This window comes from Cryobacterium sp. GrIS_2_6 (assembly GCF_035984545.1).
Taxonomy (GTDB): domain Bacteria; phylum Actinomycetota; class Actinomycetes; order Actinomycetales; family Microbacteriaceae; genus Cryobacterium.
Map to the genome: position 1 here is coordinate 1,357,261 of NZ_JAXCHP010000001.1, position 14,950 is coordinate 1,372,210.

The 14,950-nt window shown below is 67.4% G+C and carries 11 protein-coding genes and 1 pseudogene; 7 read left to right on the forward strand and 5 right to left on the reverse strand.

What is annotated here, in order from left to right; all coding sequences use genetic code 11:
* Positions 1-3: 3 nt before the first annotated feature.
* The 3 genes from RCH22_RS06855 to RCH22_RS06865 all read right to left on the reverse strand — a co-directional run bounded on the left by RCH22_RS06855 (position 4) and on the right by RCH22_RS06865 (position 3,953).
* Positions 4-1,371 (reverse strand): RNA polymerase sigma factor, encoded by a 1,368-nt coding sequence (locus RCH22_RS06855; RefSeq protein ID WP_327013313.1) that lies wholly within the window; start codon positions 1,369-1,371, stop codon positions 4-6.
* 245 nt (positions 1,372-1,616) lie between these two features.
* Entirely contained in the window at positions 1,617-2,948 is a 1,332-nt protein-coding gene (locus tag RCH22_RS06860) for an MFS transporter (protein ID WP_327013314.1), read from the reverse strand.
* An 81-nt stretch (positions 2,949-3,029) separates the two neighbouring features.
* Positions 3,030-3,953, reverse strand: a complete 924-nt coding sequence (locus tag RCH22_RS06865; RefSeq protein WP_327013315.1) for a PAC2 family protein — start codon at positions 3,951-3,953, stop codon at positions 3,030-3,032.
* A 133-nt stretch (positions 3,954-4,086) separates the two neighbouring features.
* Between RCH22_RS06865 and RCH22_RS06870 the strand changes: the two genes are divergently transcribed.
* From RCH22_RS06870 to RCH22_RS06880, 3 genes are all read left to right on the forward strand, one after another.
* Positions 4,087-5,574: a leucyl aminopeptidase gene (locus RCH22_RS06870; protein WP_327013316.1), complete on the forward strand. Its 1,488-nt coding sequence runs from the start codon at positions 4,087-4,089 to the stop codon at positions 5,572-5,574.
* Between the two features lie 138 nt (positions 5,575-5,712).
* Positions 5,713-7,086, forward strand: a complete 1,374-nt coding sequence (gene lpdA, locus RCH22_RS06875; RefSeq protein ID WP_327013317.1) for a dihydrolipoyl dehydrogenase — start codon at positions 5,713-5,715, stop codon at positions 7,084-7,086.
* Positions 7,087-7,156: 70 nt separating this feature from the next.
* Positions 7,157-8,575 carry a 2-oxo acid dehydrogenase subunit E2 gene (locus RCH22_RS06880; RefSeq protein WP_327013318.1) on the forward strand — a complete coding sequence of 473 codons (1,419 nt, stop codon included), beginning with the start codon at positions 7,157-7,159 and terminating at the stop codon, positions 8,573-8,575.
* A 22-nt stretch (positions 8,576-8,597) separates the two neighbouring features.
* Here RCH22_RS06880 and RCH22_RS06885 read toward each other — a convergent pair whose 3' ends face one another.
* Positions 8,598-10,241, reverse strand: coding sequence for a hypothetical protein (locus tag RCH22_RS06885; protein ID WP_327013319.1), 1,644 nt, complete (start codon positions 10,239-10,241; stop codon positions 8,598-8,600).
* Between the two features lie 168 nt (positions 10,242-10,409).
* Here RCH22_RS06885 and lipB point away from each other — a divergent pair, with 168 nt between their 5' ends.
* The 3 genes and pseudogenes from lipB to RCH22_RS06900 all read left to right on the forward strand — a co-directional run bounded on the left by lipB (position 10,410) and on the right by RCH22_RS06900 (position 12,815).
* Positions 10,410-11,045: a lipoyl(octanoyl) transferase LipB gene (gene lipB, locus RCH22_RS06890; protein ID WP_327013320.1), complete on the forward strand. Its 636-nt coding sequence runs from the start codon at positions 10,410-10,412 to the stop codon at positions 11,043-11,045.
* Positions 11,042-12,025, forward strand: a pseudogene (lipA, locus tag RCH22_RS06895) (lipoyl synthase); the annotation flags it as partial. The gene lipB and the pseudogene lipA, both read left to right, overlap by 4 nt.
* A 79-nt stretch (positions 12,026-12,104) precedes the next feature.
* Positions 12,105-12,815: a DUF4191 domain-containing protein gene (locus tag RCH22_RS06900; RefSeq protein WP_327013321.1), complete on the forward strand. Its 711-nt coding sequence runs from the start codon at positions 12,105-12,107 to the stop codon at positions 12,813-12,815.
* Positions 12,816-12,899: 84 nt separating this feature from the next.
* Here the strand turns inward: RCH22_RS06900 and RCH22_RS06905 are convergent, their stop codons facing one another.
* Complete coding sequence (locus RCH22_RS06905; protein ID WP_327013322.1) at positions 12,900-13,343, reverse strand: RDD family protein; 444 nt, start codon at positions 13,341-13,343, stop codon at positions 12,900-12,902.
* A 144-nt stretch (positions 13,344-13,487) separates the two neighbouring features.
* Between RCH22_RS06905 and glnA the strand changes: the two genes are divergently transcribed.
* Positions 13,488-14,912 (forward strand): type I glutamate--ammonia ligase, encoded by a 1,425-nt coding sequence (gene glnA, locus RCH22_RS06910; RefSeq protein ID WP_327013323.1) that lies wholly within the window; start codon positions 13,488-13,490, stop codon positions 14,910-14,912.
* Positions 14,913-14,950 lie beyond the last annotated feature (38 nt).

A 14,950-nucleotide genomic window follows, 5' to 3' on the forward strand; every position in this document is an offset into this window, starting at 1 on the left:
ATTCTATTCGAGGTAGTCGCGTAGTGACTGCGACCGCGACGGGTGACGCAGCTTGGCCATCGTCTTGGATTCGATCTGGCGGATGCGCTCGCGGGTGACTCCGAAGGTGTCACCGATCTGGTCGAGCGTCTTGGGCATGCCGTCGCCGAGGCCGAAGCGCATCCGGATCACGCCGGCTTCGCGCTCGGAGAGCGAGTCGAGCAGGCTCTCGAGCTGCTTCTGCAGCATGGTGAATCCGACGGCGTCCGCGGGGACGACGGCCTCGGTATCCTCGATGAGGTCACCGAATTCGCTGTCGCCGTCTTCGCCGAGCGGGGTGTGCAGGGAGATCGGTTCGCGGCCGTACTTCTGCACCTCGACGACCTTTTCCGGGGTCATGTCGAGTTCGCGGCTCAGTTCTTCCGGCGTGGGTTCGCGACCGAGGTCCTGGAGCATCTGGCGCTGCACGCGGGCGAGCTTGTTGATGACCTCGACCATGTGCACGGGAATGCGGATGGTACGGGCCTGGTCGGCCATGGCGCGTGTGATCGCCTGGCGGATCCACCACGTGGCATATGTGGAGAACTTGAAGCCCTTGGTGTAGTCGAACTTCTCGACTGCGCGGATCAGTCCGAGGTTGCCTTCCTGGATCAGGTCGAGGAACTGCATTCCACGGCCCGTGTAGCGCTTGGCGAGCGAGACGACGAGGCGCAGGTTCGCGCCCAGGAGATGACTCTTGGCGCGCGCGCCGTCCTTGGCGACCCAGAGGAGTTCGCGCCCGAGCGCGCCCTTCCTCTCCGCGTCGGTCATCTGAGACATTTTGTCCTCTGCGAAAAGGCCGGCCTCGATGCGCATGGCGAGCTCGACTTCTTCGGCCGCGTTCAACAGGGCGACCTTGCCGATCTGCTTCAGGTAGTCCTTGACGGGGTCTGCTGTTGCGCCGGTGATGGCGCTCGAGTAGACGGGGACCTCGTCCTCATCGTCGACGAGGGACAGGACGAGCGCGCCGCTCGGGAGGGGCTCCGTCGGCGTCTTCTTGCCGTGGTCGTCGTCGTTGTGGTCGTCTTCGACCTCATCGTGACCGTTCAGGTCGTCGTGGTCGTCCGCGCCGGCCTTGGACTTCGCGCCGGCCCGCTTGCGCGGCGTGCGGTGCTCGTCATCATCGTCGTCATCGTCGTCGTTGCCTGAACCGGCGGCAGCGACGGCTGCGGCATCGGAGGCAGCTGCCGCTGCGGCTGCCTTCGCGACGGCGGCCTTGGTGGGGGCGCGCTTGATGGCGGGGGCCTTCGCCGCTGCCTTGCGGGCCGGGGCCTTGGCTGGGGCCTTCGTCGCGGCATCCGTCTGGGCAACGGTGGTCTCTTCGGTTGGCTCGGTCTTTGTGCGGGTTGCCATTCGAACACCTCTCATGCCGTCGGGTGTGCACCGGCGGCGCTGCCCGCAGGTGCCGTGAACCGGGGGAAACGGTTCACCGCCAAGCCGGACAGATATGGATTTTGGGCAGTACTAGGACCCATGTCAAGTCCCGGGCCGCGCACAATCAACTGGTAACGGTGCACCCAGGACCAGAACGGGCCCTATTGACAATTATTGCATGCTTTGTGTATATAACGAGCCAGTTGACGGCCCATCGAACACGCTCAGCGCGAACGCGGACGCCGCCAGGCCCGCGCGACGGCGATCCAGAGGGGCGCCACCTCGACGCCCTCGTCGCGGGACAACACGAACCGGGTGCGGCGTCGGGCGCGGAGCAGGAACACGACGCCGATCCCGACGACCAGGAACTGCACGAGGAATGCGACCCGGAACGATTCCAGGGAGTACAGGTTGCTCGGCGCTCCCCCGGCGACTCGCCAGCCATTCTGCAGGTCGAGCAGGACCCCGATCAGGTACACCATCACGAAACTCGCGGTGAAGCCGCCGACGTTCACGACGCCGTTGGCCGAGCCGTGGCTGCGTTTCGGATTGAAGCTGCGAGCGAAGTCGAACCCGATCAGGGACCCCGGCCCGCCGATTCCGAGGGTGACGAGGAGTACGACGATGAGCCAGAACGGCGGCGTTCCCGGCCAGGCGAGGACGACGGTCCAGGCCGCCGCCATCAGGATGACCACGGCGAGCACGATGTTACTGCGGCGCTGGGGGTAGCGTGCGGTGAGGATACCCAGGATGGGGCCGAACACCATGCCGGCCGCGACGAGCACCATGAGCATCGAGGCGGCAAGGGCGGGGTCGTAGCCGAGCCCGTACACCATGAAGGGGAAACCCCAGAGCATGCTGAAAACGGTTCCGGGCGACTGCGTCACGTAGTGCGACCAGAATCCGAGCTGCGTTCCCGGCCTGCGGAAGCTCTTCCTGAGCAGCACGAGCGCCTCCCGCAGGCTCGTCGGCCGAGCCTCGTCCGTCGATCCCACCGGCCGGTCCTCGATCACGACGATCACGACGACGAGCGCGACGACGGCGACGGATGCCGCGGACAGGAACGCGGGCGTCCAGCCGAAGGTGTGCAGCACCCAGGCGAGCGGAACGGCGGAGAGGACCTGGCCGAGCTGGCCGATGTTGCCGAGCCACTGCGACAGCTGGGGTACGAGCGGGCCGTCGAACCAGGATCCGATCAGGCGGATCATGGAGATGAAGATGGCGGCGTCTCCCGCACCGACGAGCATCCGACCGGCGACGGCGGCGGCGATGTCGGTGGAAAACGCGAGGGTGACCTGTCCGCCGATCATCAGCGTTGTCCCGACGATCACGAGGATCCGGGGTCCGAACCGGTCGATGAGCACCCCGACAGGGACCTGCGCCGCGGCGTAGACCACGAGCTGCACGACGGCGAGGCTGGAGAGCAGCGCGGCGGTGCCGCCGAAGCGCTCAGACGCCGCGACACCGGCGACGCCGAGCGACGTGCGCTGCAGGACAGCCGAAAGGTACGCGAACGACCCGATAGAGAAGATAAGCCAGGAGCGACGGGAGTTCATTGCTCCCAATCTATCCGGTTCGGGCCGTTCCCCGGCTCAGGGGCCCGTCGACGCCACGGCCGGGCTGTCGTGAACGGGCGGTCAGGCGCCCGTGCCGTCGTCGCGGCTGCGACGGGTCGCGAGGAAGTTCTCGAGTTCTGCTGCGATCTCGTCGGCGCTGGGAAGTTCACCGTCTTCATCGGTCAGGGGCGACCGCACGCTGCTGCCCTCCATGTAGGTGTCGTAGCGTTCCTCGAGGGTGCCAACGAGCTTCGCGAGCTCCGGGTTCTCCCTCACCTGTTCGTCGATCCGATTGATGAAGTCGCGATTCTGCTCGCGGAGCTGGTCCGTCGGGAAGATCAGGCCGGTTGCCGCGCTCGTGCTCTCGAGGGCAGACAGCGCTGCAGCCGGGAATTCGGTGTCCGCGAGGTAGTGCGGGACGAGCAGCACGAACCCGACGACCGCGGCGCCGCTCTCATGCAGGCGCAACTCCACGAGGTGCAGGACATTGGACGGCACCTGGGTGTGGGGACGCCAGACGGACATGCCTTCGATCAGGTCTGAGCGGGTTCCGCTCACGGTGACGCCGATCGGGCGGGTATGCGGAACGGGCATCGGGATCGCGTGCACCCATGTCGTCGCTGCGACGCGGAAACGCTTGCCGATCTCGACAACGGCGGCGGTGAACTGCTCCCAGCGGAAGTCCGGTTCGAAACCGGACAGCAGTAGGAACGGCTGGCCGATCTCGTCGTGCGCGAGGTAGAGCCGCAGCACCGGCGGCTGGTAGCCGGTGAGGTGGTCGCGATCGAAGTAGATGATCGGCCGCCTGGCCCGGTAGTCGAGGAGGACATCCGCGTCGAAGGACGCGATCAGCGTGTGGGTGAGGTTTCCGAGCAGGTATTCGGTGGATTGCGCCACCGCTCCCCCGGCGTCTGCAAACCCGGTCAGGCCCGCGACGAGGTTCAGGCCCTCGGGCACGGATGCCGCTTCAGCCGTCAGCTCGTAGATGTCACCAGGATCGCGCATACCAATAACACTAGGCTGCGTCTTCGCGGCCGGGTGGGAATCCGCGGGTCCCCGCATAGTGCCGTAAGCGAACAGGCCGCGCAGGCATCACCGGCCGAACGGGCTGCACAGGGGCGGCCAGTACCATCGAAGGATGACCGCTCCCGTTCTCTCCGTGTCCGCACAACCCGCCATCGAATCGACCGCCGACGTCCTCATCGTGGGCGCGCTCCAGTCCGCAGACTCCGCGGTGCTCTTCGCCGACCCGGCGTTCACGGCCCTGTCCACCGTCCTCGCCGACCTCGGCGTCACGGGCGCACGGGACCAGGTGGTCCGCGTTCCGGCATCCGTCGGCGGCGCGCGCACGATCGCGATCGTCGGACTCGGCAAGGACGCCGGTGTCGACGCCCTGCGCGCGGCCGCCGGTTCCGCCGTGCGCCAGCTGACCGGCGTCGAGAGTGTCGCCTTCGCGTTCCCGCTCGCGAGCACCGCCGAACTCGCCGCCGTCGTCGAGGGCGCCGCGCTCGGAGCCTATTCGTACACGGAGTACCGCCAGGCGTCCCTCGCGGGCACCCGGCTTCCCGCCGACCGCGTCACCGTGCACAGCGTGCTGGAGGGAACGGACGCCGTCGCCCACGCCCTCGTCGTGTCAGAGGCCGTCGCCCTCGTCAAGGACCTCGTGAACATGCCGGCGTCCGATCTCTACCCCGAGGCTCTCGCCGACCGCGCGGTGGCGGCTGCCGCCGACCTGCCCGTCACGGTCAGGGTCTGGGACGAGGCGGAACTCGCCGCCGACGGTTTCGGCGGCATCGCCGGCGTCGGCCAGGGTTCCAGCCGGCCGCCGCGCCTGGTCAAGGTCAGCTACGCCCCCGAAACCGCCAGCCGTCACATCGCACTTGTCGGCAAGGGCATCACATTCGACACCGGCGGACTCTCCCTCAAGCCGGCCGGCTCCATGGTCGGCATGAAATACGACATGACCGGCGCCGCGACGGTGCTCGCCGTCGTGCTCGCCGCGGCCCGCCTGTCGCTCGACGTGCGCATCACGGCGTGGCTCTGCATCGCGGAGAACATGCCGTCCGGCAATGCGATCCGCCCGAACGACGTTCTTCGCATCCGCGGCGGTCGCACGGTCGAGGTGCTCAACACGGATGCCGAGGGTCGTCTCGTCCTCGCCGACGGGCTTGTCGCTGCGGGTGAGGAAGAACCCGACGCGATCATCGATGTCGCCACCCTCACGGGAGCGGCCGTCGTCGCCCTCGGAAACCGCTACTACGGTGTCATGGGCGAGGACGCGCTCGTCGCCCGCGTGCTGGCCGCCGGTACCGGTGTCGGCGAACAGCTCTGGGCCATGCCGCTCCCCGACGAGCTCCGCGCCACGCTGAACTCCGACGTCGCCGACATCGCCAACGCGAAGATGGGTACGAGTGCCGGCGGAATGCTCCTCGCCGCCGTCTTCCTGCGCGAGTTCATCGGGACCCGCGGGACCGGGGACGACGCTGTGACCATTCCGTGGGCGCACCTCGACATCGCCGGCCCTGCGCACAACACCGGAGGCGGCTGGGGCTTCACCAACGCGGGTCCCACCGGCATTTCGGTACGCGCTTTGCTGCGTCTGGCCGAGGACTTTTCGCGCCCGTAGTACAGTCGAGGGGGCACGGGGAAGAACGCGCCCGGCTTGAGGCGAATTCACTTCCCGTCCCGCAGACTTTTTGTGCATTTCCGCTTGTGAATACGCGCTTGTGTCCAGCGCCCGTATGTGAATAAAGGGAGTCCCTGAGTGTCGGAACAGAATTTTGACCTTGTCGTTCTCGGTGGAGGAAGCGGTGGCTATGCAGCAGCGTTGCGCGCCGTCCAGCTCGGCCTGACCGTCGGCCTGATCGAGAAGGGAAAACTCGGCGGCACCTGCCTTCACGTCGGGTGCATCCCGACGAAGGCCCTTCTGCACTCGGCCGAGGTCGCCGACGTGAGCAGGGAGGCCGCCAAGTACGGCGTGAAGACCCAGTTCGAGGGCATCGACATGGCGTCCGTCACGGCCTTCCGGGAGGGAATCGTCGCGTCCAAGTACAAAGGCCTCCAGAGCCTGATCAAGGCACGCGGCATCACCGTCATCCAGGGCGAAGGCCGCCTCGTGGCGCCGAACACCGTCCAGGTCGGCGACGACCGCATCGTCGGCAAGAACGTCGTCCTCGCAACGGGCTCATACTCGCGGTCCCTCCCCGGCCTCGAGATCGGCGGCCGCGTCATCACGAGTGAGCAGGCCCTCGAGCTGAACTTCGTCCCGAACAAGGTCGCCGTCCTCGGTGGCGGCGTCATCGGAGTCGAATTCGCGAGCGTCTGGAAGTCCTTCGGTGCAGACGTGACCATCATCGAGGCGCTGCCGCACCTCGTCCCGAACGAAGAGGAATCGGTCTCCAAGCAGCTCGAGCGCGCCTTCCGCAAGCGCGGGATCGAGTACTCACTCGGGGTCCGTTTCCAGAGCGTGACCCAGCACGAGAACGGCGTCGTCATCACCCTCGAGAACGGCTCGACCGTCGAGGCCGAGATCCTGCTCGTCGCGGTCGGACGCGGCCCCGTCACAGCCGGTCTCGGCTTCGACGAGGTCGGCGTGGCGATGGATCGCGGTTTCGTCCTCACCGACGAGCGCCTTGCCACGAACATCCCGGGCGTCTACGCCGTCGGCGACATCGTTCCCGGCCTCCAGCTCGCGCACCGCGGCTTCCAGCAGGGCATCTTCGTCGCAGAGGAGATCGCCGGCCTGAACCCGATCATCGTCGAAGACCTGAACATCCCGAAGGTCACGTACTGCGACCCCGAGATCGCGTCCGTCGGCTACTCCGAGGCGAAGGCCTCCGCGAAGTTCGGCGCCGACCAGGTCTCGTCCTACGAGTACAACCTCGGCGGCAACGGCAAGAGCTCGATCCTCGGCACGAGCGGTTCGATCAAGGTCGTCCGGGTCAACGACGGCCCGATCGTCGGCATCCACATGATCGGCGCGCGCGTCGGCGAGCTCATCGGCGAAGGCCAGCTCGTCGTGAACTGGGAGGCGTACCCGGAGGACATCGCCCCGTTCCTGCACGCGCACCCGACCCAGAACGAAGCGCTCGGCGAGGCATTCCTGGCCCTGGCCGGGAAGCCCCTCCACGCGATGTAGCCGTTTCCCGGCTACCGACCGTCTATAAGCTAAGTACAGATCACATAATGGTTTTGAAGGAGACAAACGCATGAGCGAATCCGTTAGCCTTCCGGCACTCGGTGAGAGTGTCACAGAGGGTACGGTTACCCGCTGGCTGAAGAACGTGGGCGACCGCGTCGAGGTCGACGAGCCCCTGTTGGAAGTATCGACCGACAAGGTGGACACGGAGATCCCGTCCCCCGTTGCCGGCATCATCGAAGCGATCCTTGTTCAGGAGGACGAAACCGTCGAGGTGGGTACCGCCCTGGTCCTGATCGGTGACGGTTCGGCCGCCGCGGCTCCCGCCCCTGTCGCGGCTCCCGTCGTCGAGGCCCCGGCCGTACCGGCCGACCCCGCACCGGCAGCACCGGCAGCACCCGCACCGGCCGCAGCCCCGGTGTACGCACCCGCGCCGGTCGCGGCACCCGTCGCACCGCCCGTCGCCCAGCCGGTCTACGCCCCGGTTCCCGTCGCAGCTCCGGCACCGGTCTTTGCGCCGGTTCCCGTTGCGGCTCCGGCAGCGGTCGCAGCACCGGCACCCGTCGTGGCAGAGCCCGCCGTCTCCCGTGGCTCCCACGCGGGCACCTCCGGCTACGTGACCCCGATCGTCCGCAAGCTTGCGAACGAGGCCGGCGTCGACCTGTCCAGCGTCACCGGAACCGGTGTCGGCGGACGTATCCGTAAGCAGGACATCACGGCAGCCATCCCGGCCGCCGGCGCCGAGGCATCCGCCCCGGGATTCGAGGTCTCGCCGCTGCGCGGAACCTCCAAGCCGATGTCCCGGCTCCGCAAGGTCGTCGCCGAGCGCGCCGTCATCTCGATGCAGTCGTCGGCCCAGCTGACGACCGTTGTCGAGGTCGACGTCACGCGCGTCGCGATCTTCCGCGACAAGGTCAAGGCGTCCTTCTTTGAGAAGACCGGCAACAAGCTCTCCTTCCTGCCGTTCTTCGCCCTCGCCGCCGCAGAAGCACTCCAGGCGAACCCGATCATCAACGCCACGATCGACGGCGACACGATCGTTTACCCGGCACAGGAGAACATCAGCATCGCGGTCGACACCGAGCGCGGTCTGCTGACCCCGGTCGTGCGCAACGCCGGCGAACTCGACCTCGCCGGATTCGCGGCCCAGATCGCCGACCTCGCCCAGCGCACGAGGGACAACAAGCTCAAGCCCGACGAGCTGTCCGGTGGCACCTTCACGCTGACCAACACCGGTTCGCGCGGGGCACTGTTCGACACCCCCGTCGTGTTCCTGCCGCAGAGCGCGATCCTCGGAACGGGCGTCGTCTACAAGAAGCCGCTCGTCGTGACGAGCGGTGGCCTCGACGCCATCGCGATCCGCTCCTCGGTCTACTTGGCGTTGTCCTACGACCACCGCATCATCGATGGCGCGGATGCCTCACGCTTCCTCGTCACGATGAAGCAGCGTCTCGAGGCGGGCGATTTCGAAGCCAACCTCGGCATCTGAGTCAGCCAGCCGGCACGTTCTGCTAGCCGGCACCGAAGAACTCGCGTAATCGCCAACCGGCCTCGCCCTTGACCACAAGGACGGAGGCCGGTTTGTCGTTTCCGGGTGCCGCTCCGCCGACGGACAGGGCCACCAGCGCGAGATTGCCGATCCGGTCGACGACCGTCGGTACAGAACCGTCAACGGTCGGGGCGCTGTTGTCGTGCGGATATCCCGTCGCGCTGCCCGTCGCACCGTCCGGCGCGTGCCCGATCAGGGCGCTGGTCCCTGCCAGTGCCGGAGAGTCCGGTTGGGAGACTTCCGCAAGGCACTCCCGATCCGCCGCGACGAGGCACAGGGCCCGCATGCGGAGCAGTACCACGGTGGCAGCAGCGGGGTCCTCGCCCCGCAGGACGATCTGGTCGGCTGCGGTCGGACCCGCGGCGGACCCTCCCCCGCTCCCGAGTGCAGGCCGGGGAGGAACAGCTCCGACGGACGACGGGTCCGCACCCGAGCTGACTGGCGGTGGGGCGAGCACGGTCCAGGCACCGACGAGGAGGATGACGACGACAGACGCTCCGGCCAGGATCAGGCCTCGGCGCCGCCAACGGGCCGGGTCGTCCGCGGCCGTCCACGTGCCCCGGCGCGTCGATGGTCGGGGGTTTCGCTCAGAACCCGGTCTCGGCCCAGGTCCGAAGGAGTGCGCCGCCCGGCCGCGGTGAGCCCGCGGCGCAGGCACAACGCGCCGGATTCCCGTCTGCCGTCCTCCGATGGTCCCGGCGACCTGAACCGTCCAGGCCCGCAGAAGCGGCCAGGCGCGCGCGTCCAGCGCGGCCTCGAGGCGCGTCAGCGGACCCTGGCCCAGGGAAAGCCTCCGGATGTCCGTCGACGTCCCGTGCCCCGGGGCGACGTCGTGCCCGGGGAACCGGACCGGTGCTGCGGGAGACCATTCGAACAGCGCCCGCTCGAGTCCGGCAAGCGCCTCCCGGTACGTGCCAGACCGCCAGGCTGCGAACAGGGCGTCGGCCGGCGGCTGCCCGCACTCGGCGACCCGATCGAGAACGGCGTGCACAAGATCACCGCAGGCGCACCGGGCCTCGCCCTGCAGTTCGTCGCGGTCCTGTCCCGGCGGCGGCAGGTCCCTCAAGCCGCCCAGCCCCCCGACGACCGGTCGGCCCGCACCGTCGAACCGGATCAGACCCGGGCCGATCCCCGGATGCAGCCAGCCCCCGTCGTAGAGCCGCGCCACGGCCGCGAGCACCGGCGCCAGGATCGTGACCGCCTCCCCCGGGTCCAGCAATCGCTCGCCGGCCAGCAGCGACCCGAGGGCCCCGCCGCGGTCCTCGGCCAGGACGAGGCAGACCCGGCCGTCCGGCAACGTCGCAACGTCCAGCAACCGGCCCACCCCGCCGTCCGGGATGCTCTCGAGGGCGCGCACCTCCCTGTCGATCGCCGCGACGCCGGTGCCTCTACCACCGTCACCACCTCCGCCGCCGGTGCCTGCGCCCACCGCGTGCACATCTCGGAACACCTTGAGAACGACGACCTCCCTCGGTCTGTCGATCCCGCCCCCTGCCGAGGCGCCGAGGTAGACGTCGGACCGGTCACCAGAACCGATGCGCCTCAGCACCCGGTATCCGGCGACGTTTCCGAGGGCATCCGCTGGCTGCGCATCGGAAGCCCCCACCACGGCAGGGGACTCCGCAGCACGCCTCCTGCCCCTCCGACCCCCCGCGCGTCTCGTCACGCGGCAATCTTCGCCCGCGGGAGTCGGGAGCAGGCCGACTCAGGGCAGGCTGTGCACACTCCGCCCGATCCGGTAGCTGGTGAGGACAGGCTGACCTAGACTGGCCCAATGCTCGACTTTCTCGTCGCGGGGCTAAGCGCCAACTCCGTGCCGTATCTCGTGGGCCTTGAGCTCCAGCGCACCGTCCATCGTGCCGTTGTTTCCGGGGAACGCCCGGACACCGTCATCTTCCTCGAACACCCCGCCGTGTACACCGCGGGCAGACGCACGGCCGCCGACGAGCGGCCGACGGACGGAACTCCCGTCATCGACACCGACAGGGGCGGCAAGATCACCTGGCACGGTCCCGGCCAGCTCGTCGGCTACCCCATCCTTCGCCTCGCCGAACCCATCGACGTCGTCGGGTACGTCCGACGCCTCGAGGGCATCCTCATCGATGTCCTCGCCGGGTTCGGAGTCGACGCTTGCCGCGTCACCGGACGGTCAGGGGTCTGGGTCGGCCGGCCCGGCTTCGAAGACAAGATCGCCGCCATCGGAATCCGAGTCGCCGAAGGTGTGACCATGCACGGCTTCGCGCTCAATTGCAACAACTCCCTCGAACCCTACGACCACATCATCGCCTGTGGCATCCGCGACGCCGGCGTCACCACGATCTCCCGCTTCCTCGGCCGGGAGGTGACACCGGAGCAGCTGGTGGAACCGATCCGGGCCCGTTTCGCCGCTGAACTGGTGGCCGCCGCGTGAGCGCCGTGCCAGAAGGCCGCAAGATGCTGCGGCTCGAGATCCGCAACATGGAATCGCCCATCGAACGCAAACCGGCCTGGATCAAGACGGTCGCCAAGATGGGACCGGAATACCGGAAGCTCCAGGACCTCGTCAAGGGCGAGAACCTGCACACCGTTTGCCAGGAAGCCGGGTGCCCGAACATCTTCGAATGCTGGGAGGACCGCGAGGCGACCTTCCTCATCGGTGGCTCGCAGTGCACCCGGCGCTGCGACTTCTGCCAGATCGACACGGGCAAGCCTGCGGAATACGACACCGACGAACCGAGACGGGTCGCGGAATCCGTCGTCGCGATGAACCTTCGGTACGCCACGGTGACGGGCGTCGCCCGTGACGACCTTCCCGACGAGGGTGCCTGGCTGTACGCCGAGACGATCCGGCAGATCCACGCGCAGAGCCCCGGTACGGGCGTGGAGATCCTCGTCCCCGACTTCTCGGGCAATCCCGACCTGCTGGGCGAGGTGTTCTCCGCGAAGCCGGAGGTCTTCGCGCACAACGTCGAGACGGTCCCGCGCATCTTCAAGCGCATCCGCCCGGCCTTCCGTTACGACCGGTCCCTCGACGTGATCACCCAGGGCCGCGACGCCGGCCTCATCACCAAGTCGAACCTGATCCTCGGCATGGGCGAGGAGCGCGCAGAGGTCAGCCAGGCGCTTCAGGACCTTCACGATGCCGGAACCGACATCATCACCATCACCCAGTACCTGCGGCCGAGCGCCCGGCACCTCCCCGTCGCCCGGTGGGTGAGGCCGGAGGAGTTCGTCGAACTGAATGCCGAAGCGGAGGCCATCGGATTCCTCGGGGTGCTCTCCGGTCCGCTCGTGCGCTCCTCCTACCGGGCAGGACGCCTCTGGGCGCAGTCGATGCTCGCGACGAACCGGGAGGTGCCCGCCGAGCTCCGCCATCTGGCGGATGCCTCCCTCGGCTTCGCCCAGGCCGTCGCCCGCCCGGGCGGCATCGTCGCTGACTCGAACGAAAATCGGTCATCGGAGATTCTGGCGACTCGGTAAACTCGACATCATGGCACGCAGCAAGGACAAGACTCCCAAACCCCACAAGGAACCCGGCCGCATCAAGCAGATGTGGCAGGTGTTCCAGATGACCCGGCGGTACGATTCCAAAATCGTTCCGCTCCTCCTCGTGGGCTTCTTCGTGCCGCTCGTGGCCTCGGTCATCGTCGCTATCGTTGCGACGGACGGAAACGTTCTCACCCTGGTCCTCTGGATCATCGCCGGGCTCCTCGCCGGGGTGCTCGCGGTGCTGATCATTCTCGGCCGTCGCGCCGAGAAGGCCGCCTATTCGCAGATCGAAGGCCAGCCCGGCGCCGTCGGCGCCGTGCTGCGCAGCTCCCTCAAGGGCGGCTGGGTCGGCAGCGAAATGCCCATCGCCGTCAACGGGAAGACCCAGGACGCGGTCTACCGTGCGGTCGGTCGCGGCGGCGTCGTCCTGATCAGCGAGGGCCCGCGCACCCGGACCGCGCGCATGCTCGAGGAGGAACGCCGCACGGTCACCCGTCTCGGTGGCCACGTGCCCGTCACGGTCCTCTCCGTCGGCCCGGACTCCGACGCCGTGCCGCTGCACAAGCTCGCGAGCCGTCTGCGCAAGATCAAGCCGAGCCTGACCAAGGCAGAGGTCCTCGCCGTCAACAACCGGCTGAGCTCGATCACGAAGAAGCTTCCGATCCCGAAGGGTGTGGATCCCACCAAGGCCCGCCCCCAGCGCGGCAACTAGGCGCGTCCACCCGTCCATTCCGCACGTCCAGAACCCCTCGTCGTCACGACGAGGGGTTCTTGCGTCTGCCCATCGGCGCGCGGCTCAGCCGCGGACGAGAACGGTTCCGGCCACCTTGTCGTGGAAGCCGCGCTGGTCCGAGTCCCAGACGAGTGCGGGGAATGCCAGGCCGAGAAGCACGGAACGCACAATCGGCCGCCACGGCCCGACCCAGCCGCCCACGAGGGGGATCACTCGGAGTCCGACGAGGCGGTGGCCGATGCTGCCGCCGATCGTCGGGATGAACACGACCTGAAGCAGGACATAGGTCCCCGTCACGACAAAACCGTTGTAGTCGAGGAACGTGTAGCGGAACACCGTGAATGCCAGCGCCATCGCGAGGGCATAGTCGATCAGGAGTCCCAGCATCCGTCGCCCGGCACGGCCGACGGACAGTGGTCCCGCGTCCGGAAGCCCGAGCCGCTCCCCCGGCCATCTGCTCGGGGGGAGCTGTCCGAAGGTGGTCGGTTGCGAGGCAGAGGGAGACACGGGATGATCCTAGCCAAACGCCCCGCCTGTAACATGTGAGAAACAAAGTCGTCACAGTTGAGTAATGCTGCCGTAATACTCTCTGGGTAGCCGCCGCGCGCGACTTTCTGTCATTAACGCCCTCGTCGTTTGGAGTAAAACCGCATGTTCCGCGATTCGTCAGAAGTACTCAAGTTCATCAAGGACACTGACGTCAAGTTTCTTGACATTCGCTTCACCGATCTTCCTGGTGTGCAGCAGCACTTCAACATCCCCGCGTCGACCGTCGATGAGGAATTCTTCACGGTCGGGCAGATGTTCGACGGTTCGTCGATCCGCGGCTTCGCGTCCATCCACGAGTCGGACATGCAGCTCATCCCGGACGTGACGACGGCATACGTCGACGCCTTCCGCGCCGAACGAACGCTCATTATGCTTTTCGACATCTACAACCCGCGCAACGGTGAGATCTACTCCAAGGATCCCCGCCAGGTTGCGAAGAAGGCCGAGAAGTACCTCGAGTCGACCGGCATCGCCGACACCGCGTTCTTCGCCCCCGAAGCCGAGTTCTACATCTTCGACGCCGTGCGTTATGAAGTGAACCAGTACTCGAGCTTCTACGCCGTGGACTCCAGCGAAGGCGCCTGGAACTCCGGCAAGAAGGAAGAGGGCGGCAACCTCGCCAACAAGACCCCGTACAAGGGCGGCTACTTCCCCGTCAGCCCCGTCGACCAGCACGTCGACATGCGCGACGACATCTGCCTCAAGCTCATCGACGCAGGCCTGATCCTCGAGCGCAGCCACCACGAGGTCGGCACCGGCGGACAGGGCGAGATCAACTATCGCTTCGATACCATGGTCCACGCGGCGGACGACCTGCTGAAGTTCAAGTACATCGTGAAGAACACGGCGCACGAGTGGGGCAAGACGGCGACGTTCATGCCCAAGCCGCTCTTCGGCGACAACGGTTCCGGGATGCACACCCACCAGTCCCTCTGGTCCGGCGGCAAGCCGTTGTTCTACGACGAGGCCGGCTACGGCGGACTCTCCGACATCGCCCGCTGGTACATCGGCGGCCTGCTCAAGCACGCCCCGGCCGTCCTCGCGTTCACCAACCCCTCGGTGAACTCTTACCACCGCCTCGTCCCCGGCTTCGAAGCCCCGGTCAACCTGGTCTACTCTGCCGGTAACCGCTCTGCCTCGATCCGGATCCCGATCACGGGAACCAACCCGAAGGCCAAGCGCATCGAGTTCCGCGCGCCCGACGCCTCCGGCAACCCGTACCTGGCCTTCGCCGCCCAGCTGATGGCCGGCCTCGACGGGATCAAGAACCGGATCGAGCCGCACGAGCCGGTCGACAAGGACCTCTACGAGCTCCCACCCGAAGAAGCGAAGAACATCCCGCAGGTTCCCGCTTCCCTCGAGGAGGCGCTGCTGGCCCTCGAAGCCGACCACGACTTCCTCCTCGCCGGCAACGTGTTCACGCCCGAACTGATCGAAACCTGGGTCAGCTTCAAGCGCGAGCAGGAAATCAAGCCGCTCGCGCAGCGTCCGCACCCGTTCGAGTACGAACTGTACTACGGGGTCTAAACCGCACGGAGCCTGACTATGACGGGTCGTACCTCTTG

Coding starts and splice junctions, on each gene's coding strand:
- RCH22_RS06855 (WP_327013313.1), bottom strand. CDS start 1,371: ATGGCAACCCGCACAAAGACCGAGCCAACCGAAGAGACCACCGTTGCC.
- RCH22_RS06860 (WP_327013314.1), bottom strand. CDS start 2,948: ATGAACTCCCGTCGCTCCTGGCTTATCTTCTCTATCGGGTCGTTCGCG.
- RCH22_RS06865 (WP_327013315.1), bottom strand. CDS start 3,953: ATGCGCGATCCTGGTGACATCTACGAGCTGACGGCTGAAGCGGCATCC.
- RCH22_RS06870 (WP_327013316.1), top strand. CDS start 4,087: ATGACCGCTCCCGTTCTCTCCGTGTCCGCACAACCCGCCATCGAATCG.
- RCH22_RS06880 (WP_327013318.1), top strand. CDS start 7,157: ATGAGCGAATCCGTTAGCCTTCCGGCACTCGGTGAGAGTGTCACAGAG.
- lipB (WP_327013320.1), top strand. CDS start 10,410: ATGCTCGACTTTCTCGTCGCGGGGCTAAGCGCCAACTCCGTGCCGTAT.
- RCH22_RS06900 (WP_327013321.1), top strand. CDS start 12,105: ATGGCACGCAGCAAGGACAAGACTCCCAAACCCCACAAGGAACCCGGC.
- glnA (WP_327013323.1), top strand. CDS start 13,488: ATGTTCCGCGATTCGTCAGAAGTACTCAAGTTCATCAAGGACACTGAC.